This is a genomic window from Streptomyces sp. NBC_01092, from assembly GCF_045039535.1.
Lineage (GTDB): Bacteria > Actinomycetota > Actinomycetes > Streptomycetales > Streptomycetaceae > Streptomyces.
Genome location: NZ_CP108659.1, coordinates 9,960,834 through 9,983,067, shown reverse-complemented (window position 1 = coordinate 9,983,067; position 22,234 = coordinate 9,960,834). Strand labels below are relative to the sequence as shown.

The following is a 22,234-nucleotide window of genomic DNA, read 5'->3' as shown; positions in this document are numbered from 1 at the left end:
ACCGGCGTTCACGCCGGTCGCTGCACTCGCTTCAGGGCCAGCTGGACGAGGCTGTCGGCGCCCATCGCGTCCAGGGATTCGGGCTGTCGGGGCTGTTCGGCGGGGGCGGCGGGCCGCACGTCGTCGGGGCCCGTGCCGGCGGGCCGGTCGGCGAGCCGGCGCAGCATGTCGAGCACGCCGGACTCGCGGAGCCGGGCCATCGGGATCGTGGTCAGCAGGTCACGTACCTGCGGGTCGATGCCGTCGTCGGCCGAGGCGTCCGGCGCGGGCGCGGCCGTGTCGGCGAGGAGCCGGTCGCGCAGCAGCCGTACCAGGTCCTCCGGGGTGGGGTGGTCGAAGACCAGCGTGGCCGGGAGGGCGAGCGCGGTGGCGGCGCCGATCCGGTTGCGCAGGTCGACGGCGGTGAGGGAGTCGAAGCCGATGTCCTTGAAGGCGCGGGTGGGTTCGACGGAGGCGGGCGAGGAGTGGCCGAGTACGGCGGCCACCTGGGCGCGGACCAGGTCCAGCAGCAGCTGGTCCTGTTCGGGAACGGTCAGGGCGGCGAGCCGCGCGGTGAGGTTCTCGGCGGTGCCGGACGCGTCGCGTGCGGCGGCCTTGCGCCTGCGGGCGGCGGGGACGAGGTCACGCAGGACGCCGGCCAGGTGGTCGGCGTGTTCGGCGAGCGCGGCCGGGCGCAATGCGACGGGGACCGCGACGGGTTCGTTGACGCGCAGGGCGGCGTCGAGCAGGGCGAGGGCCTGGTCGCCGGGCAGGGCGGGGAAGCCCTGGCGGCGCATGCGGGCGAGTTCGGCCCGCGACAGGGTGCCGCCCATGCCCGCCTCGGTCTCCCACATGCCCCAGGCGAGGGACACCGCGGGCAGCCCTTGGGCGCGGCGGGCGGTGGCCAGCGCGTCGAGGGCGGCGTTGGCGGCGGCGTACGCGGCCTGTCCGGCGGAGCCGATGACTCCGGCGACGGACGAGTACAGCACGAAAGCGTCCAGGTGGTGACCGGCGGTCAGCTCGTGCAGATGCCGGGCCGCGTCGGTCTTGGCGGCCAGGACGCGGGTGAGCCGCTCGCCGGTGAGGCCGGTGAGGATGCCGTCGTCGAGGACGCCGGCCGTGTGCACGACCGCGCTCAGCGGGACGCCGTCGAGGACGGCGGCGAGCTGCTCGCGGTCGCTCACGTCGCAGGCGACGACGTCGGCCCGTGCTCCCGACTCGGCGAGCGCGGCGCGCAGTTCGGCGGCGCCGGGTGCCTCGGGTCCGCGCCGGGACAGCAGCAGCAGGTCGCGGACGCCGTGCCGTTCGACGAGGTGCCGGGCGAGTAGCGCGCCGAGGCCGCCGGTGCCGCCGGTGATCAGCACGGTGCCCGGCCTGGACCAGGGCGCGGGCACGGTCAGGACGACCTTGCCGACGTGCTTGGCCTGCTGGAGCAGCCGCAGTGCCTCGGGGGCGCGGGCGATGTCGAAGGCGGTCACCGGGATCGGTCGCAGCGCGCCCTGCTCGAACAGGTCCAGCAGAGCGGCGAGAATCTCGCCGACGCGGTCGGGTCCGGCCTCCACCAGGTCGAAGGCCTGATACGACACCCCGTGCTCGGCGGCGACCACTCCCGCGTCGCGGATGTCGGTCTTGCCCATCTCGACGAACCGTCCGCCGGGCCGCAGCAGCCGCAGCGAGGCGTCCACGAACTCCCCGGCGAGCGAGTCGAGGACGACGTCGACGCCGTCCGCCCGGAAGCGGTCCTCGAACTCGGTCGTACGGGAGGAGGCGACGCGGTCGGCGGGGACGCCGAGCTCCCGCACGGCGGGCCACTTGGCCTCGCTCGCCGTCGCGTACACCTCGGCCCCGAGATGCCGGGCGAGCTGCACGGCGGCCATGCCGACGCCACCCGCGGCGGCGTGGATCAGCACGGACTCGCCCGACTTGAGCCCGGCGAGGTCGACCAGGGCGTAGTAGGCGGTGAGGAACACGATCGGCACGGACGCGGCCTGTTCGTACGTCCAGCCCTGCGGGATCGGCGCGAGCTGCCGGGCGTCGGCCACGGCGGTGGGGCCGAAGGCGGCGTCGAGCATGCCCATCACCCGGTCCCCGACGGCCAGGCGGTCCACGCCGGGCCCGGTCTCGACGACGACGCCCGCGCCTTCCAGGCCCATCCGCCCGGCGTCCCCGGGGTACATGCCCAGGACGTTCAGCACATCGCGGAAGTTGACACCGGCCGCGCGCATCGCGACGCGGACCTCACCGGGGCCGAGCGGGCGCCGCTCCTCGGGGACGAGGGCGATGCCGTCGAGGCGGCCCTGATCGACGATGTCCATGCGCCATGCGTCACCGGCGCCGGACGGCGGGGCGAGTACCCCGTCGGCGGCCATCCGGACGAGACGCGGCAACCACACCCGGCCCGCGCGTACCGCGAACTGCGTCTCGTCGGTGGCGCGCAGGACCTTGGCGAGCGCGTCCAGGGAGGCAGGGTCGTCATCGGCGTCGGCGAGGGCGAACCGGCCGGGGTTCTCGCTGATCGCGCTGCGCACCAGCCCCCACACACCGGCCGCGGCGACATCCGGCGCCCCGTCCCCGGCGCTCTCGACCCGTACGGCTCCGGTCGTCAGCACGACGAGGCGGGACGCGGCGCATCGCTCGTCGGCCAGCCACTCCTGCAGCCGGGTCAGGACGCCCGCCACCGTGTCGGCGACGTCCGCTCCGTCGGCACGGCCGACCGGCAGCAGCACCGTGCCGGGCACGTCGCCGGCCGCGGCCAGCGCGTCGAGGTCGGGGTGCAGGGTGGCGGGGACACCGGCCGGCGGGGTGGGGCCGACGACCGTCCACACCGCGAGCTCCGGTTCGCCGCCCACCTCCTGCGCCGGGGTCCAGTACGGCCGGTACAGGTCGTCAGGTCCGCTGGTGGCGGCGAGGCGGCCCGGGGACAGGGTGCGCAGGACGAGCGAGTCGATCTCGGCGACCGGTTCACCCGTCGCGTCCGCGATGCGCAGGGCGATGTCCCCGGCGCCGCGCGGGGTGAGGCAGGCCCGGACGGTACCGGCGCCCACGGCGGTCAGGCGCACGCCGGACCACAGGAAGGGCAGCGAGCCGTCGGTGGTCTCCTCGTGCAGGCCGAGGCCGTGCAGGACGGTGTCCAGCAGCGCCGGGTGCAGGCCGTAGGACGGGGCGTCCCCGGCCACGGGCTCGGGCAGTTCGGCCTCCACGTACAGCCGGCCCTCGTGCCGCCAGACCCGACGCAGGCCACGGAAGGCGGGGCCGTATCCGAGGCCGGCCGCGGTGAGCCGGTCGTACAGATCGCCGAACTCCACGGGCTCGGCGTCGGCGGGCGGCCACACCCTCAAGTCCCAGTCGGGGGCGGGCGGTTCGGCGTCCAGGGTGCCCGAGGCGTGCAGCGTCCAGGGCTCGTCGGGTCCGGCCTCCTGCGGACGGGCGTAGACGTGGAGCGTGCGGCCACCGTCCGGCGCGTCCTCGGCCTCCTCGGTTCCCTCGGCCCCCACGGCGATCTGGAGCTGTACGGCGCCGCGCTCTGGCAGCACGATCGGGGCGCGCAGAGCCAGTTCGGCCACCTGCCCGGCGCCCACGCCCTCTCCGGCCTGAAGCGCGAGCTCCACGAGGACCGTGCCCGGCACCACGACGGAACCGGACACGGCGTGATCGGCCAGCCAGGGGTGCGTCCGCACCGACAGGCTCGACGTGAGCAGCACGGTGTCCGAACCGGCCACCGGCACGGCGGCACCCAGCAGCGGGTGGTCCGTCCGGGCCAGGCCCAGCCCGTCGGCGTCCGTGGCGGCGGGCGGGGCGTCGAGCCAGTACCGCTGGCGTTGGAAGGGGTAGGTGGGCAGGTCGACGCGGCGGGCGCCAGTTCCCTCGAAGAGGGCGGACCAGTCGATGTCGGCGCCTCGGACGAAGAGTTCGGCGACGGCCGTGAGCAGCGTCTCCGGTTCGGGGCGGTCCTTGCGCAGGGTCGACACGGCGGATACGTCACCGGCGAGCGCGGTCAGCACCGGATCCGGGCCGATCTCCAGGAAGCGGGCGGCGCCCTGAACTCGCGCCGAGTCCAACGCCTCATGGAACAGGACCGGCTTGACGATCTGCTCGGCCCAGTAGGCGGCGCTCGTCCAGTCACCGTCGGCGACCGGGGCGCCCGTGCGCGTGCTGACAGCCGCCACTGCCGGCCGGTCGAAGCAGACCTGTTCGGCCACAGCCGTGAACTCGGCCAGCATCGGCTCCATCAACGGCGAGTGGAAGGCGTGGGACACCTGCAGTCGCCTGGCCCGCCGTCCCTCGTCCCGTGCCCGCTCGGCAACGGCCTGGACGGCAGCCTCGGTACCAGACACCACCACAGCCGTCGGTGAGTTGACGGCCGCGATCACCGCACCGTCCACCAGCCACCCGGCGACCTCGACTTCGGATGCCTCGATCGCGGCCATGGCGCCGCCCTCGGGCAGCGCCTGCATCAGCCGGGCACGAGCGCCCACCAGCCGTGCGGCATCGGAGAGCGTGAACACCCCTGCCGCGTAGGCGGCGGCGAACTCGCCCACCGAATGCCCCAACACCAGCTCCGGCCGCATGCCCCACGACCGCAGCAGCTCAACCAACGACACCTGCAGCGCGAACAACGCCGACTGCGCATATCCAGTCCCGTCCTCCGCCTCCTCGGCGAACAACACCTCCCGCAACGGCCGCTCGAAACCGAGCTCGGCATCCAACAGCCCGCACACCTCATCCAGCGCCCCCGCGAACACCGGGAACGCCTCATACAACTCCCGGCCCATACCGGGCCGTTGACTCCCCTGCCCCGTGAACATCCACGCCGTACGGCCCTCGATGACCGATCCCGTGATCGGCGTCTCGGTCACACCGAGTACCGCCCGGTGTTCGAGCTTCGCCCGGGTCGTGGCCAGGGAGAGGCCGATGTCGAGCGGGTCGCCGGTCGCGGAGGCCAAGCGCTCGGTCTGGGCGCGCAGGGCGTCGGCCGTGCGGGCGGAGACGGTCCAGGGGATGAGCGGGAGCCGGACCGCAGGGGTGGTGTCGGGGGCCCGGCCCGCGGCCGGGGGCTCCTCGACGACGACATGGGCGTTGGTGCCGCTGATGCCGAACGAGGACACGCCGGCCCGGCGCGGGCGTTCGCCGCGTGGCCACTCGTGCTCGTCGGTGAGGAGACGTACCGCGCCCGCCTCCCAGTCGACGTGCGAGGACGGCTCGTCCACGTGCAGAGTGCGCGGCAGGCGCTCGGCGTGCAGCGCCATCACCATCTTGATGACACCGGCGACACCGGCCGCGGCCTGCGTGTGCCCGATGTTGGACTTGATCGACCCGAGGTACAGGGGCTCGTCGCGGTCCTGACCGTAGGCCGCGAGCAGGGCCTGTGCCTCGATCGGGTCGCCCAGACGGGTGCCCGTGCCGTGGGCCTCCACCGCGTCCACGTCGCCGGGAGTGAGCCCGGCGGCGCTCAGGGCCTGGTGGATCACGCGCTGCTGGGAGGGACCGTTGGGAGCGGTCAGACCGTTCGAGGCGCCGTCCTGGTTGACGGCGGTGCCGCGGATCACGCCGAGCACCCGGTGTCCCCGGCGGCGGGCCTCGGACAGGCGCATGAGCACCAGGACGCCGGCGCCCTCGGCCCAGCCCGTGCCGTCGGCGCCGTCGGCGAACGACTTGCAGCGCCCGTCGGCGGCCAGGCCGCGCTGGCGAGAGAACTCCACGAAGGTCTGCGGGGTGGCCATCACGGTCACGCCACCGGCCAGCGCCGTACCGCACTCGCCGGAGCGCAGGGCCTGGCAGGCCAGGTGCAGGGCGACCAGGGAGGACGAGCAGGCGGTGTCGACGGTGACTGCGGGGCCCTCGAAGCCGAACACGTAGGCGATGCGGCCGGAGAAGACGCTGCCCGCGTTGCCGTTGCCGAGGTAGCCCTCGACCTCGTCGGGCACGGTGTGCAGACGGGCCGCGTAGTCGTGGTACATGAGGCCCGCGTAGACGCCGGTGTCGGTGCTGCGCAGGGAGGTCGGGTCGATGCCCGCCCGCTCCAGCGCCTCCCACGCCGTCTCCAGCAGCAGCCGCTGCTGCGGGTCCATCGCGAGGGCCTCGCGCGGGGAGATGCCGAACAGCTCGGCGTCGAACTCGGCGGCGTCGTGCAGGAATCCGCCTTCGCGGACGTACGCGGTGCCGGGCCGGTCGGGGTCCGGGTCGTAGAGCCCGTCGAGGTCCCAGCCGCGGTCGGTCGGGAAGCCGGTGATGCCGTCGCCGCCGTCGGCGACCAGGCGCCACAGGTCCTCGGGGGAGGTGATGCCGCCGGGGTAGCGGCAGCCCATGCCGACGATCGCGACGGGTTCATCGCTGCCGGACGGCCGTGCGGTCGCGGCGGCGGGCTCGTGCGCCGGGTCCTCGCCGAGGAGTTCGCGGTGCACGAACGCGGCGAGGGCGCTCGGGCTGGGGTGGTCGAAGACCAGGGTCGCCGGGAGGCGCAGCCCGGTCGCGGTGCCGAGGTGGTTGCGCAGGTCCACGGCGGTGAGGGAGTCGAAGCCGATGTCCTTGAAGGCCCGGGAGGGGTCCACGGCAGCGGCGTCGACATGGCCGAGCACGGCGGCGACCTGTGTCTGCACCAGGTCGAGCAGGGCGCGGTCCTGCTCGGCGCGGGGCAGGCCGCGCAGTCGGGCGGCGAGCGGGACGTCCGCGCCGCCCGCGGTCCGGCTGGCCGAGCGCCTGCGGCGCGCTGCGGGCACCAGGCCCTGCAGTACGGCGGGCAGCGCGTCGCCTCGTGCGGCCAGCGCGGCGGTGTCGAGGGCGGCGGGCACGAGGGCCGGTTCGCCGCTGCGCAGCGCGTCGTCGAGGAGGGCGAGCGCGTCGTCGGTGGCCAGCGCCGGGTAGCCGAGGCGGCGCATACGGGCCACGTCGGCGTCGGTGAGACGGCCGCCCATGCCTGCGGCGTGCTCCCACATGCCCCAGGCCAGGGACGTGGCCGGCAGGCCGCGCGCGTGGCGGCGGGCGGCGAGGGCGTCGAGCGCGGCGTTGGCGGCGGCGTAGGCACCCTGCCCGGCGGAGCCGACGACTCCGGCGACGGCGGAGAACAGCACGAACGCGCTCAGCTCGCGGTCGGCCGTCAACTCCTCCAGAAGCAGGGCGGATTCGGCCTTTGCCGCGAGAACCCGCGCCAGTCGTTCGGGGGTGAGGTCCGTGAGTACACCGTCGTCGAGCACGCCCGCCGTGTGCACCACGGCACTCAGCGGCACGCCGGACAGGGCCGATTCGAGCGCCGCACGGTCGGCGACGTCACAGGCGGCGACGGCGACCCTGGCCCCGTGGGCGGTGAGCTCGCGGACCAGTTCGTCGGCGCCGGGAGCTTCCGGGCCGCTGCGCGAGAGCAGCAGCAGATCGCGTACGCCGTGGGCGGTGACGAGGTGCCGCGCGACCAGGGCGCCCAGCCCGCCGGTGCCACCGGTGATCAGGACGGTGCCGTCGCCCGGCCGGCCCGGGTCGCCGGTCGCCGCGTCCGTCACCCGGGTGAGGCGGGGCTGGAGCACCTGGCCGTCGTGGAAGGCGAGTTGGGTCGCTCCCCCGTCGACCAGGGCGCCGAGCTGTTCGGTCAGCGTCCGCCACGACTCGGGCGCCTCGTCGGTGTCGGCCAGCGCGAACCGGTCGGGGTGCTCGCTGATCGCCGTGCGGACGAGACCCCATACGGCGGCGGCTGCCGGGTCGGTGCGGACTCCGGTGGTGACCACGACCAGACGGCCGGCGGTCGGGCCGGGTTCGGCCAGCCACCCCTGGAGTGCGGTGAGCACACCGGACGCCGCCTCGGCCGGGGCCTGCCCCGCGGGTACGGTCAGCAGGACGGTCGTAGGAGCCGTCTCGGCGGCCGAGAGCGCCGCGAGGTCGGGGAGGACGGTGACCCCGGAATCGGCCGGGAGGGACGCGGCGTCGCCGAGCACGGCGAGGCCCGTGGCCGTCCCTGCCGACGACGCGGGCACCGGCATCCACTGCATCCGGTACAAATGCCGGGCACTACTGGCACCGACCTCGCCGGCCGCCACCGGACGCAGCACCAACTGACCGATCTCGGCGACCGGTTCACCCGCGGCGTCGGCGATCCGCAGAGCGACCTCGCCAGGCGCACGGACGGTCAGCCGGGCCCGGACGGCTGAGGCTCCGACGGCCGACGGGTGAACGCCGGACCACAGGAAGGGCAGCAGCGCCTTCCGACGCCCCTCCCCCGCCTCCCCGTCGGCCTCGGTGTCGTCGATGCCGAGCGCGTGCAGCACGGCGTCGAGGAGAGCGGGGTGCAGGGCGAAACCGGCAGCCTCATCGGCCGTGTGCTCGGGCAGCTCGGCCTCGACGAACAGCTCGCCGCCCGCACGCCAGAGGGAACGCAGCCCCTGGAACGCCGGCCCGTACACCATGCCCGTCTCGGCAAGACGCGCGTACAGGTCGTCGACCGCGACGGGCTCGGCACCGGCGGGCGGCCAGACCCGCAGGTCCCAGTCGGGCACGGCGGACCGGGCCGCGCCAAGGGTGCCCGTGGCGTGCAGCGTCCAGGGCTCGTCGTCGGGCGCGCCGTCCGGTCGGGCGTGGATGCGCACGGGACGACTTCCGTCGCCCTCGGCCGGGTCGACCGACGTCTGCACCTGTACGGCACTGTCGTGCGCCAGCACCAGCGGGGCGCGCAGCGTCAGGTCGTCCACGCCGTACAGGCCTACGTGATCGGCTGCCTGCACGGCGAGTTCGAGCAGCGCGGTGCCGGGGACGACGACCGTGCCGTCGACCGTGTGGTCCCCGAGCCACGGGTGGGTGCGCACGGAAAGCCGCGACGTGAGGACAGCCGTGTCGGAACCGGCCAGCCGTACGGCGGCACCGAGCATCGGATGCCGCGTGACACCGAGTCCGAGCCCGCCGGCGTCGAGGACGGGGCGGGTGGGTTCGAGCCAGTACCGCTGGCGTTGGAAGGGGTAGGTGGGCAGGTCGACGCGGCGGGCGCCGGTGCCTTCGAAGAGGGCGGACCAGTCGATGTCGGTGCCTCGGACGAAGAGTTCGGCGACGGCAGTGAGCAGCGTCTCCGGTTCGGGGCGGTCCTTGCGCAGGGTCGCGGCGGCCGATACGTCGCCGGCCAGCGCGGTCAGTACGGGATCGGGGCCGATCTCCAGGAAGCGCGCGGCACCGTGCGCGCGGGCCGCGTCCAACGCGTCGTAGAAGCGCACGGGCTTGACGATCTGCTCGCCCCAGTAGGCAGCGCTCGTCCAGTCTCCGTCGGACAGCGGGGCGCCCGTGAGGGTGCTGATCGCCACGACGGTCGGCCGGTGGTAGGTCACCTGCTCGGCCACCGTCGTGAACTCGGCCAGCACCGGTTCCATCAGCGGCGAGTGGAACGCGTGCGAGACGTTCAGGCGGGTCGTCCGCCGCCCCTCGCCCCTGGCCCGCTCGGCGACGGTCTGGACGGCGGGCTCGGTGCCGGACACCACGATGGCCGTAGGCGAGTTGACGGCCGCGATCACCGCACCGTCCACCAGCCACTCCGCGACCTCGACTTCCGAGGCCTCGATCGCTGCCATGGCGCCACCTTCGGGCAGCGCCTGCATCAGCCGGGCACGAGCCCCCACCAGCCGCACCGCATCAGCCAGTTCAAACACACCGGCCGCATACGCGGCGCCGAACTCGCCCACCGAATGCCCCAGCACCACACCCGGCGCCACCCCCCACGACCGCAGCAACGCCACCAGCGCCACCTGCAACGCGAACAACGCGGACTGCGCATACCCGGTCCCGTGCTCTGCCTCCTCGGAGAACAGCACGTCCCGCAACGGCCGCTCGAAACCGAGCTCGGCATCCAACAGCCCGCACACCTCATCCAGCGCCCCCGCGAACACCGGGAAAGCCTCATACAACTCCCGGCCCATACCGGGCCGTTGACTCCCCTGCCCCGTGAACATCCACGCCGTACGGCCCTCGATGACCGATCCCGTGATCGGCGTCTCGGTCACACCGAGTACCGCCCGGTGTTCGAGCGTGGCGCGGCCGGTGGCCAGGGACAGGCCGATGTGGAGCGGGTCGGCGTCGAGCTGGGTCAGTCGTTCGAGCTGGGCCTGGAGGGCCGTGGCCGTGCGTGCGGACGCGACCCACGGCACCACGGGCGGCGTGCCGTGCCGTTCCTCCGGCTCCGTCACCGGGGCGGTCGGGGCCTCTTCGAGGATGACGTGGGCGTTCGTACCGCTGATGCCGAACGACGACACACCCGCGCGGCGCGGGCGTTCGCCGCGTGGCCAGTCGTGCTCGTCGGTGAGGAGACGTACCGCGCCGGCGGTCCAGTCGACATGGGAGGACGGGGCGTCGACGTGCAGCGTGCGCGGCAGGCGCTCGGCGGCCAGGGCCATGACCATTTTGATGATGCCGGCGACACCCGCGGCGGACTGGGTATGTCCGATGTTGGACTTGATCGACCCGAGGTACAGGGGCTCGTCGCGGTCCTGACCGTAGGCCGCGAGCAGGGCCTGCGCCTCGATCGGGTCGCCCAGACGGGTGCCCGTGCCGTGTGCCTCGACCGCGTCCACGTCGCCGGGACGAAGAGCGGCCGCGGCGAGCGCCTGGCGGATCACGCGCTGCTGGGAGGGCCCGTTGGGGGCGGTCAGACCGTTCGAGGCGCCGTCCTGGTTGACGGCCGACCCCCGTACGAGGGCCAGGACCCGGTGGCCGCGCCGTTCGGCCTCGGAGCGGCGCATGAGGACCAGGACGCCGGCGCCCTCGGACCAGCCCGTGCCGTCGGCCGCCTCGGCGAACGGCTTGCAGTGGCCGTCAGGGGCGAGGCCGCGCTGGCGGGAGAACTCCACGAAGGCCGTCGGGTTGGCCATGACGGTGGCGCCGCCCGCGAGGGCCGTGTCGCACTCGCCGGAGCGCAGGGCCTGGCAGGCGAGGTGCAGGGCGACCAGGGCGGAGGAGCAGGCGGTGTCGACGGAGACGGCCGGGCCTTCGAGGCCGAGGACGTAGGAGAGGCGGCCGGAGGCGACGCTGGGGGTGCTTCCGGTGAGCAGGTAGCCGGCGGAGTCGCCGTCGGCCTCGTGCACGGAGCCGCCGTAGCCGTTGGCGGAGACACCCGCGTATACGCCCGTCGCCGTGCCGCGCAGGGAGGTCGGGGCGATGCCCGCGCGCTCCAGGGCCTCCCACGCCGTCTCCAGCAGCAGCCGCTGCTGCGGGTCCATCGCGAGCGCCTCGCGCGGGGAGATGCCGAACAGCTCGGCGTCGAAGCCCGCGACGTCCGGGATGAAGCCGCCGCGTCCGGCGAAGGGGGCGCCGAGGGCCGCCGAGGTGGACTCCAGCAGGCCGGGGACGTCCCAGCCGCGGTCGTCCGGGAACGGCGACATGCGGTGCTCGCCGGCCGTCAGCATGTCCCAGAGGTCTTCCGGGGACTGGATGCCGCCGGGGAAGCGGCAGCCCATGCCGATGACGGCGATGGGCTCGTCGTCGGCCACGCGGGCGACCGCGGCCACGGCTTCCACGCCGCCGCCGAGGAGGCGGTCGCGCAGGTGGGTGGTGAGGGCGGCCGGGGTCGGGTGGTCGAAGACGAGCGTGGTCGGCAGGGCGAGTTCGGTGCTCGCGGCGAGCCGGTTGCGCAGGTCGACGGCCGTGAGGGAGTCGAACCCGAGGTCCTTGAAGGCGCGTTGCGGGTCGATGACGGCCGGGGAGGCGTGGCCGAGGACGGCGGCGACCTGGGACTGTACGACGTGCAGGAGCGTGCGGTCCTGTTCGGCCGGCGGCAAGGCGCGCAGGGTGCGGGCGAGTTCGCCCTCGGGAGTGTCGGATGCGTCGCGTGCGTCGGTCGTGGCGGCCTGGGCGGCGATGACGTCGGGCAGGTCGGCGATGAGCGGGCTGGGGCGGGTGAAGGTGAAGGTGGGGGCGAAGCGTTCCCAGTCCACGTCCGCGACGGTCACACAGGTGCGGTCGGCGAGGAGTGCCTGCTCCAGTGCGGTGAGGGCGCTGTCCGGCGTGAGGAGGGCGAGGCCCCGGCCGGTGAGATGCTCGGCGACTCCCTCGTCGGCGGCCATTCCGCCGCCGCCCCACGGGCCCCAGGCGACGGAGGTCGCGGGCAGGCCGGTGGCGCGGCGGTGCTGGGCGAGCGCGTCGAGGTAGGCGTTGCCGGCGGCGTAGGCGGCCTGTCCGCCGCTGCCCCAGACGGCGGCGACGGACGAGAACAGCACGAACAGGTCGAGGTCGAGGCCGGCGGTCAGCTCGTGGAGGTGCCTCGCCCCGGTGGCCTTGGCGGAGACCACCTGGGCGAGGCTGTTCGGGGTGGTGTCGGTGAGCGGGGTGTTCTGGGGGAGCCCGGCGGTGTGGATGACGCCGGTCAGGGGTGTCTCGGCCGGGATCGCGGCGATCAGTGCGGCCAGTGCGTCGCGGTCGCCGACGTCGCAGGCGGCGAGGGTGACATGGGCGCCGCGGACGGTCAGTTCGTCGCGCAGGGCGTCGGCGCCGGGTGCGTGGGCGCCGCTGCGGGAGACCAGCAGCAGGTGTTCGGCGCCGAGGTCGGCGAGGCGTCGGGCGACGTGGGCGCCGAGTGCGCCCGTGCCGCCGGTGATCAGTACGGTGCCGCGCGGGGCCGGCAGTGCGGGGGCCGCGGTGGGGCTGGGGACGTCGTGGGCGAGGCGGGCGGCGTGGACGCCGGAGGCGCGGACGGCCAGCTGGTCCTCCGGGCCGGGGGCGGCGAGGACGGCGGCGAGGCGCTGCCAGGCGCCCGGGCCGGCGTCGTCCGGGAGGTCGACGAGGCCGCCCCAGCGCTGCGGCTGTTCGAGGGCGGCGGTGCGGCCGAAGCCCCAGATCTGCGCCTGGTCGGGGTGGGTGAGGGCTTCCCCGGCCGTGACGGCGACGGCGGACCGGGTCACGGCCCACACGGGGGTCTCCAGTCCGGCGGCGGCCAGGGCGTGCAGGAGGTTCAGATGGGGCGTCGGGAGGGCAGCGCCGCTGTCCGGAAGGACGACGATGCCGTCCGGGCCGTATGCGCGGATGTGTGCGGCGAGTTCCTCGGCGTCCGGCGCCACGGGCAGGGCGAGGAGTTCGGCGTCGGCGCCCGCTGCGCGCAGTGCGTCGAGGCAGGCGTCGGGGTCCTGTGCGCCGGCCGGGGCGGCGATCAGCCAGCGGCCGGTGAGGCGGGCGGTGCGCGGTATCGGCACCGGCTTCCACACCACGCGGTAGCGCCGGCGGTCCTGCGCGGTGCGCTCCTCGTGCCGTCGCCGCCACTGGGTGAGGGCCGGAAGCAGCGCGTCCAGCGAGGCGCGCTCGGGCAGGCCCAGTTCCTGGGCCACCGCGGCGGGGTCGGCGGTGTCGACGAGCTGCCAGAACTCGTCCTCGGAGCCTCGGCCGGCGGGCTGGTGGGCTGCGCGGTCCGGGAGCCAGAAGCGCTCGCGCTGGAAGGCGTAGGTGGGCAGGTCGGTCAGCCGGGCGTCCGTGTCGCGCAGGACCTCCGCCCAGTCGACTCGGGTGCCGCGTACGAACAGTTCGCCCACGGCGGTGAGCAGGGCGGCGGGCTCTGCACGGCCGGCGCGCAGGGCGGCGACCGCCACGGTCAGGTCGGGGGCGGTGCGCTGGGCGAGGGCGGCGAGGACCGGGTCGGGGCCGAGTTCCAGCAGACGGGTGGCGCCGAGTTCGGCGGTGACCGTGCGGACGGCGTCGTGGAAGAGGACGGGCCGGCGCACCTGGCGTACCCAGTAGTCGGCGCTCGCCCAGTCGTCGGCGGCGAGGGGCCCGCCGGTGACGGTGCTGACGGCCGGTATGCGGGGCCGCCGGTAGGTGAGGTCGCCCGCGACGGCGGCGAACTCGGCCAGCATGGGTTCCATCAGCGGCGAGTGGAAGGCGTGCGACACCTTGAGCCGGGTGACGCGCCGGCGCTGCTCGCGCGCGAGGGTCAGCACGGCGTCGACGGCGGCCTCCGTGCCGGAGACCACCACAGCGGCGGGTCCGTTGACGGCGGCGACGACCGCGCCGTCGGTCAGCCAGGGCGCGACCTCCTCGGGGTCCGCCTCGACCGCCGCCATCGCGCCGCCCTCGGGCAGGGCCTGCATCAGCCGGGCGCGGGCGGCCACCAGCCGTACGGCGTCGGGGAGTTCGAGGACGCCCGCGGTGTGGGCGGCGGCCAGCTCGCCGATGGAGTGGCCGACCAGCGCGTCGGGGGCGAGTCCCCAGGAGCGCAGCAGTTCGGCGAGTGCGACCTGGAGGGCGAACAGTGCGGCCTGTGCGTAGCCGGTGCGGCCCAGCAGGGCGGCCTCGGAGGTGTCCGGCGCGGCGAACATCACGGTGCGCAGGGGTGTGTCGAAGCCGGGCTCGGCGTCCAGCAGTGCGCACACCTCGTCCAGCGCGGCGGCGAACGCCGGGAACGCCTCGTACAACTCGCGGCCCATTCCCGGCCGTTGGCTGCCCTGCCCGGTGAAGGCCCACACCGTGCGGCCCTCGCCCGCCACCGAGGTGACCGGCGTGGTCGTGTCGCCGTCGGCGAGCGCGGCGGCGGCCGCGGTCAGGGTGTCGGTGTCGGCACCGATCAGGACGGCGCGGTGGTCGAGGGCGGCGCGGGCGGTGGCCAGGGTGCGGCCGACGTCCGCCGGGGCGAGGCCGGGCCGGTCGGCGAGGTGGGCGACCAGGCGGGCGGCCTGGTCGCGCAGGGCCTGGCGGGTCCGGCCGGAGAGGATCCAGGGCACGGTGCCGGTCGAGCGAGCCGGGGCGGCGGCCTCGGCGGCGGGCGGCTCCTCCAGGATGATGTGGGCGTTGGTGCCGCTGATGCCGAAGGCGGAGACACCGGCCCGGCGCGGTTGTTCCCCGCGCGGCCAGGGCTGTGCCTCGGTGAGCAGGCGTACGGCACCGGAGCCCCAGTCGACGCGGCTGGACGGGGCGTCGACGTGCAGGGTGGGCGGCAGCTGCCCGGCGCGCAGGGCCAGCACCATCTTCATGACGCCGGCCGCTCCCGCCGCGGCCTGGGTGTGGCCGATGTTGGACTTCACCGAGCCCAGCCACAGGGGCTCGTCGCGGTCCTGGCCGTAGGTGGCGAGCAGGGCCTGTGCCTCGATCGGGTCCCCGAGGCCGGTGCCGGTGCCGTGCGCCTCGACCGCGTCGACGTCGCCGGGTCGCAGTCCGGCCGCCGTCAGCGCCTGCCGGATCACCCGCTGCTGCGAGGGACCGTTGGGGGCGGTCAGACCGTTGGAGGCGCCGTCCTGGTTGACGGCGGAGCCGCGCAGCACGGCGAGCACGGGGTGGCCGGCGCGACGCGCGTCGGAGAGGCGTTCCAGTACGAGGACGGCGGCGCCCTCGGACCAGCCGGTGCCGTCGGCGCCCTCGGCGAAGGCCTTGCAGCGGCCGTCGGCGGACAGGGCACGCTGACGGGAGAACTCGACGAAGATGCCCGGCGTCGCCATCACGGTGACACCGCCGGCCAGCGCGGTGCGGCACTCGCCCTGGCGGATGGCCTGCGCGGCGAGGTGGAGCGCGACCAGCGCGGAGGAGCAGGCGGTGTCGACGGTGAGGGCGGGGCCCTCCAGGCCGAGGGTGTAGCTGAGGCGGCCGGACAGGACGCTGGCGGCGGAGCCGGTGGCGACGTAGCCCTCGACGTCCTCGCCCCGGGTGTGGGCGGTCTCGCGGTAGTCCTGGCCGTTGGTGCCGGCGAACACGCCGGTGGCCGATCCGCGCAGGGACAGCGGGTCGATGCCCGCGCGCTCCAGCGCCTCCCATGCCGTCTCCAGCAGCAGGCGCTGTTGCGGGTCCATGGCGAGGGCCTCGCGCGGGCTGATGCCGAACAGTTCGGCGTCGAAGTCGGCGGCGTCGTGCAGGAATCCGCCGACGCGCGCGTAGGTGGTGCCGGAGTGGCCGGGGTCCGGGTGGTAGAGGCGCTCGACGTCCCAGCCGCGGTCCGCGGGGAACGGGGTTAGGCCGTCCGAGCCGGAGGCGAGCAGGTCCCACAGCTGGTCGGGGGTGGTCACACCGCCGGGGAAGCGGCAGCCCATGCCGACGATGACGACCGGGTCGTCGTCGGCGCCGACGGGTGCGAGGGCGGGGCCGCCGCGCTCGATCTCGTCCGTGGTGACGCCGAGGACCTGCGTGCGCAGGAACGCGGCGAGCGCGGTCGGGGTGGGGTGGTCGAAGACGAGGGTGGCGGGCAGGGACAGCCCGGTGGTGGCGGCGAGCCGGTGGCGCAGGGCGACGCCGGTCAGCGAGTCGAAGCCGAGGTCCTTGAAGGCGCGGCCTGCGTCCACGGCGGTCCGGTCGGCGTGCCCGAGGACGGCGGCGACCTGGTCGAGGACGAGGTCGAGCAGCAGCCGGTCCTGCTCCGCGGGGGTACGGCCCGCCAGTTCGGCGCCGAGGGTGCCCGCGGCCGGTGCGGCCGGTGCGGCCGGTACGCCATCGGCGCCGGCTGGCGCGGCTTCGGGCAGGTCGGCGAGCAGCGGGCGCGGGGTGTACGCGGCGGCGGCGAAGCGCTGCCAGTCGACGTCGACGACGGTCGTGCAGGTGACGTCCTCGTCGAGGGCGCGCCGCAGTGCGTCGAGGGCTCGGGACGGCTGCAGGGGCCGTATGCCCTGGCGGCGGAAGTGCTCGGCGACGGTCTCGTCGGCCGCCATGCCGCCACCGCCCCACGGCCCCCAGGCGACCGAGGTCGCGGGCAGGCCGGTGGCGCGGCGGTGCTGGGCGAGCGCGTCGAGGCGGGCGTTGGCGGCGGCGTAGGCGGCCTGCCCGGCGTTGCCCAGCACTCCGGTGATGGACGAGAACAGGACGAAGGCGTCCAGCTCCCGCTCCCGCGTCAGCTCGTGCAGGTGCTGGGCGGCCTCGGCCTTCACGGCCAGGACGCGGGCCAGTCGCTCGGGGGTGAGGTCGGCGGCGAGCCCGTCGTCGAGGACGCCCGCGGCGTGCACGACGGCCGTCGGCGCGTAGGTGTCCAGGACGGATGCCACGGTCTCGCGGTCGGCGACGTCGCCCGCGACGAAGGTGACGGCGACACCCGACTCACCGAGTTCCGCGGCGAGTTCGGCGGCACCGGGGGCGTCGGCTCCGCGCCGCGACACGAGGACGAGGTGCTCCGCACCGCCGGTCGCCAGCCATCGGGTGAGGTGCCCGCCCAGGGCACCGGTCGCGCCCGTGACCAGGACGGTACCGCTCGGCTGCCAGGACCGCGCGGTCCGTGCCGAGCGGTCGCGCACCAGCCGGGCGGCGTGCAGGCCCGTCGCGCGCACGGCGAGTTGGTCCTCCCCCGCTCCCCCGGCGGCGAGCACGGCCACGACCCGCTGCCAGAGCCGGGGTTGCGGATCGTCCGGCAGGTCGAGCAGCCCGCCCCACCGGTCCGGCTGCTCCAGCGCCACGACCCGGCCAAGACCCCACACCGCGGCCTGTTCGGGACGCGAGGGGCCCTCGTCGCCGGACACGGCCACGGCCCCGAAGGTCACGCACCACAGCCGGCTCTCCGGGTACGCCTGCGTCAGCGCCAGCACGTGCCCGGGGTCGGCCAGCAGGGACACCACGCCCGCGTACGACGTCTCCGGGTCGGCGGCCGTTCCGGTCCCGACCGTCACCTCGGCGCCGGCGGCCCGCAGCGCACCGGCGGCCCCGTCAACCAGCTCGGCCGGAGTGTCCTCGTCGACCGCGAGCAGCCAGGCACCGTCGAGGCCGCTCGGGGCCGGCGTCCGGACGGGCCGCCAGGTGATCCGGTACCGCAGCCCGGCCAGCAGCGACTCCTCCCGGCGCTTACGACGCCAGTCGGCAAGCACCGGCAGGACGGCGTCCAGCGGGGCACCGCTGTCCACGCCGAGCTCTCCGGCGAGCGAGTCGGCGTCTCCCTGGTCGACGAGGTCCCAGAAGCCCCCGTCGGCGACGCCGTCCTGGGCCTCGGCAGGGCGCGCAGGACGGGCGTGGTCGGGCAGCCAGAACCGCTGGCGTTGGAAGGGGTAGGTGGGCAGGTCGACGCGGCGGGCGCCGGTTCCCTCGAAGAGGGCGGACCAGTCGATGTCGGCGCCTCGGACGAAGAGTTCGGCGACGGCAGTGAGGAGGGTCTCGGGTTCGGGGCGGTCCTTGCGCAGGGTCGACACGGCGGATACGTCACCGGCCAGCGCGGTCAGCACCGGATCCGGGCCGATCTCCAGGAAACGGGCGGCGCCCTGGGCACGGGCCGAGTCCAACGCGTCATGGAACAGGACCGGCTTGACGATCTGCTCGGCCCAGTAGGCGGCGCTCGTCCAGTCACCGTCGGCGACCGGGGCGCCCGTGAGCGTACTGATCGCCGCCACCGTCGCCCGGTGGTAGCTCACCTGCTCGGCCACGGCCGCGAACTCCGCCAGCATCGGCTCCATCAACGGCGAGTGGAACGCATGCGAGACCTTCAGACGGGTCGTCCGCCGCCCCGCATCCCGCGCCCGCTCGACAACGGCCTCGACTGCCGCCTCGGTACCGGACACCACCCGGGCCGAAGACGAGTTGACGGCCGCGATCACCGCGCCGTCCACCAGCCACCCGGCGACCTCGACTTCGGAGGCCTCGATCGCGGCCATGGCGCCACCTTCGGGCAGCGCCTGCATCAGCCGGGCACGAGCCCCCACCAGCCGTACAGCATCCGTGAGTTCGAGGACACCGGCCGCATACGCGGCGGCGAACTCCCCCACCGAATGCCCCAACACCAGCTCCGGCCGCATACCCCACGACCGCAGGAGCTCAACCAACGACACCTGCAACGCGAACAACGCCGACTGCGCATACCCGGTGCCGTCCTCCGCCTCCTCGGCGAACAGGACGTCCCTCAACGGCCGTTCAAAGCCGAGCTCGGCGTCGAACAGCGCGCACGCCTCGTCCAGCGCGGCCGCGAACACCGGGAACGCCTCGTACAACTCCCGGCCCATACCGGGTCGCTGACTCCCCTGCCCCGTGAACATCCAAGCCGTACGCCCCTCCGACACCGCGCCGGTGACGACGGGCCCGGGGTGAAGGGCGACGGCACGGTGGTCGAGGACGGCACGGGTGGTGGCCAGGGACAGGCCGATGTCGAGCGGGTTCGCGTCGAGTGCGGTCAGGCGTTCCAGCTGGTCCCGCAGTGCCTGCTCACCGCGCGCCGACACGGCCCACGGCACCACGGGCAGAGGTGTGACCGCTTCCTCGGCCGACTCCTCGATGGCGGGAGCCTCTTCGAGGACCAGGTGGGCGTTCGTACCGCTGATGCCGAACGACGACACACCCGCGCGGCGCGGGCGTTCGCCGCGCGGCCAGGGGCGTTCCTCCTGGAGCAGTCGCAGCGTGCCGTACGACCAGTCGATGTGGGAGGACGGCTCGTCGGCGTGGAGGGTGCGCGGGAGGCGTTCCTCGCGCAGGGCCATGACCATCTTGATGACACCGGCGACTCCGGCGGCGGCCTGCGTGTGGCCGATGTTGGACTTCACCGAGCCCAGCCACAGGGGTTCCTCGCGCTCCTGGCCGTAGGCGGCGGTGAGGGCGTGTGCCTCGATGGGGTCGCCGAGCCGGGTGCCCGTACCGTGGGCTTCGACGGCGTCCACGTCGGCGGGCTCCAGGCCGGCGTCGGCGAGGGCCTGGCGGACGACGCGCTGCTGGGCGGGGCCGCTGGGGGCGGTCAGGCCGTTGGAGGCGCCGTCCTGGTTGATGGCGCTGCCGCGGATCACCGCGAGGACCTCGCGGCCCTGGCGCCGGGCCTCGGACAGCGGCATCAGGACGAGCATGCCGGCGCCCTCACTGAGCGAGAACCCGTCGGCCGTCGCGGAGAAGGCCTTGCAGCGGCCGTCGGGGGCGAGGGCCCGCTGCCGGGAGAACTCGGCGAACATCTCCAGGCTCGGCAGGACGGTCGCGCCGCCTGCGAGGGCGATGGTCGCGGCTCCGGAGCGCAGGGCCTGGCAAGCGAGGTGCAGGGCGACCAGGGAGGAGGAGCAGGCGGTGTCGACGGTGAGGGCGGGGCCCTCCAGGCCGAGGGTGTAGGAGATGCGGCCGGAGGCGACGCTGACGGCGTTGCCGGTCAGGACGTGACCGGCGACGTCGGTGGAGGCGTTGGCGGCGGCGCGGTCGTAGTCGACCGTCATGAGGCCGAGGTAGACGCCGGTGGCCGACCCGCGCAGGGACAGCGGGTCGATGCCCGCCCGCTCCAGCGCCTCCCAGGTCGTCTCAAGGAGCAGCCGCTGCTGCGGGTCCATCGCGAGGGCCTCGCGCGGGCTGATGCCGAAGAAGGCGGCGTCGAAGTCGGCGGCGGCGCGCAGGAATCCGCCCTCGCGCTGGAGGAAGCCGCCGGGTGCGGTGCCGCTGGGGTCGTAGCGTCCCTCGATGTCCCAGCCGCGGTCGTCCGGCAGGGGGGTGACGGCGTCGGTGCCGTCCAGGATGAGCTGCCACAGGGCCTCGGGCGAGTCGGCGTCGCCGGCGAAGCGGCAGGCCATGCCGACGACGGCGACGGGTTCGTCGGAGTGCGCGTGCCGGGTGGTGGTGGCCGGGGTGGGGGCGGTGGCGCCGTAGAGCTGCTCGTGCAGGTGGTGGCCGAGGGCCGCGGGGGTCGGGTAGTCGAAGGCGGCGGTCGGGGCGAGGGGCAGTCCGGTCGCGGCGCGCAGGCGGTCGCGCAGGGCGACGGCGGTGGCCGACTCGACGCCCTGGTCGCGGAAGGAGACGTGCGCGGGTGCGCCGCCGGGCAGTTCGAGCAGGTCGGCGACCTGGGTGCGGACGAGGTCGACGAGGGCGCTGCGCCGGTCGGGTTCGGGCAGGTCGGCGAGGCGGTCGCGGAGGGCGGCGGCCTGGACGCCGAGGGGCGTGCCGCTGGTGTCGGGGTCCTCGACGGCGGCCGCGTCGGCGAGTTCGGCGGGCAGGTCGGCCGGGTCGGTGGCGAGGTCGTGCAGGGCGGCCCAGTCGGGGTCGCCGCCGGTGGTCCAGTACTCGGCGACCGCGCGCTGGAAGCGGTCGGCGCCTCCGGCGCCGCGGCGCAGGGTGGTGTGGACGGTGCCGGTGACGCCGGCCCGGGTGAGGACGGTCTCCAGGCCGGGGGTGAGCAGGGGGTGCGGGCTGATCTCCAGGAAGTGGCGGTGGCCGGCGTCGAGTGCGGTGCCGACGGCGGCGACGAACTCGACGCTGTCGCGCAGCGCGGCGGTCCAGTGGTCGGCGTCGAGGGTGACGCCGTCGAGGGCTGTGCCGGCCGAGGACGCGTAGAGGGGGACGCGGGCCGCGCGGGGGGTGAGGGCGGCGAGGTCGGCGCGGATGCGGTCGGTGATGGCGTCGATGTGCGGCGAGTGGGCGGCGACGCCGTAGTCGACGGTGCGGGCGCGGACGCCTTCGGCGGTGAGTTCGGCGAGGAGTTCGGCCGCGGCGTCGGCGTCGCCGGAGACGACGCCGTTGTCGGGGCCGTTGACGGCCGCGAGGTGGAGCCTGCCGTGCCAGGGCGCGAGGCGTTCCCGCAGCCGCTCGACGGGCATCAGCACGGACACCATCTCGCCACGCCCTTGCAGGGTGCGCTGTGCGGTCCCCCAGCTCGCGGCGACGCGGGCCGCGTCGTCGAGGGTGAGGGCGCCGGCGACGCAGGCCGCGGCGATCTCGCCGAGGCTGTGACCGACGACCGCCGCGGGCCGTACGCCGACGCTCTCCCAGAGGGCGGCCAGCGACACCATGACGGCGAAGAGGGCGGGCTGGGCGACGTCGGGCGTGGTCAGCGGGTGCGCACCGCGCAGGGTGTCGACCGGGTTGTGGTCCAGGTGTGGGGCGAGCGCGTCGGCGCACTCCGCCATGCGGTGGGCGAACACCGGTGAGGTGTCGAGGAGTTCGCTGGTCATGCCGGGCCAGTGCGAACCGTGGCCGGGGAAGACGAAGACGGGTCCGCTGTCGCGGGCGGTGGGCCGGCCCTCCGTGACGTGTTCGGTGGGGGTGCCGTCGGCCAGCGCGTCCAGGGCCGCGGCGAGGTCGTCGGGGGTGGTCGCGGTGAGGGCGGCGCGACAGGGGTGGGCGGGGTCGGCACTGTGCAGCAGGGCCGCCGCGATGCGCTCCGGTGCCGCGTCGTGTGCGAGGGTCCGCAGGATGCGGGCCTGCTCCCGTACTGCCCGTGTGCCCCGTCCGGTGAGGAGCCAGGGGCGTGGGGTGCCCGCGAAGGGGCGGGTGGCCGAGGTGGAGCGAGCTTGATCGGACACGTTCTCTCCCGCGGATGACTCGTCGCCACGTCTTCGGATACTGGACCGGACCTGTGGGGGGCGTCGGGCGCGAGGTGGCCGGGAATGTGGGGGTGTGGCCTGATCCGTTCGCGCTTCTGGTTCGATTATTCGGACAGTCGACTGGGGGAATCACGAGGACTGGTCCGTGCGCC

General features: G+C 75.0%; 1 protein-coding gene. It reads right to left on the bottom strand.

The genetic code is table 11. The features are described from left to right. Positions 1-8 precede the first annotated feature (8 nt). On the bottom strand, positions 9-22,061 hold the full coding sequence (locus tag OG254_RS44545) for a type I polyketide synthase (RefSeq protein WP_405593445.1): 22,053 nt from the start codon (positions 22,059-22,061) through the stop codon (positions 9-11). Positions 22,062-22,234 lie beyond the last annotated feature (173 nt).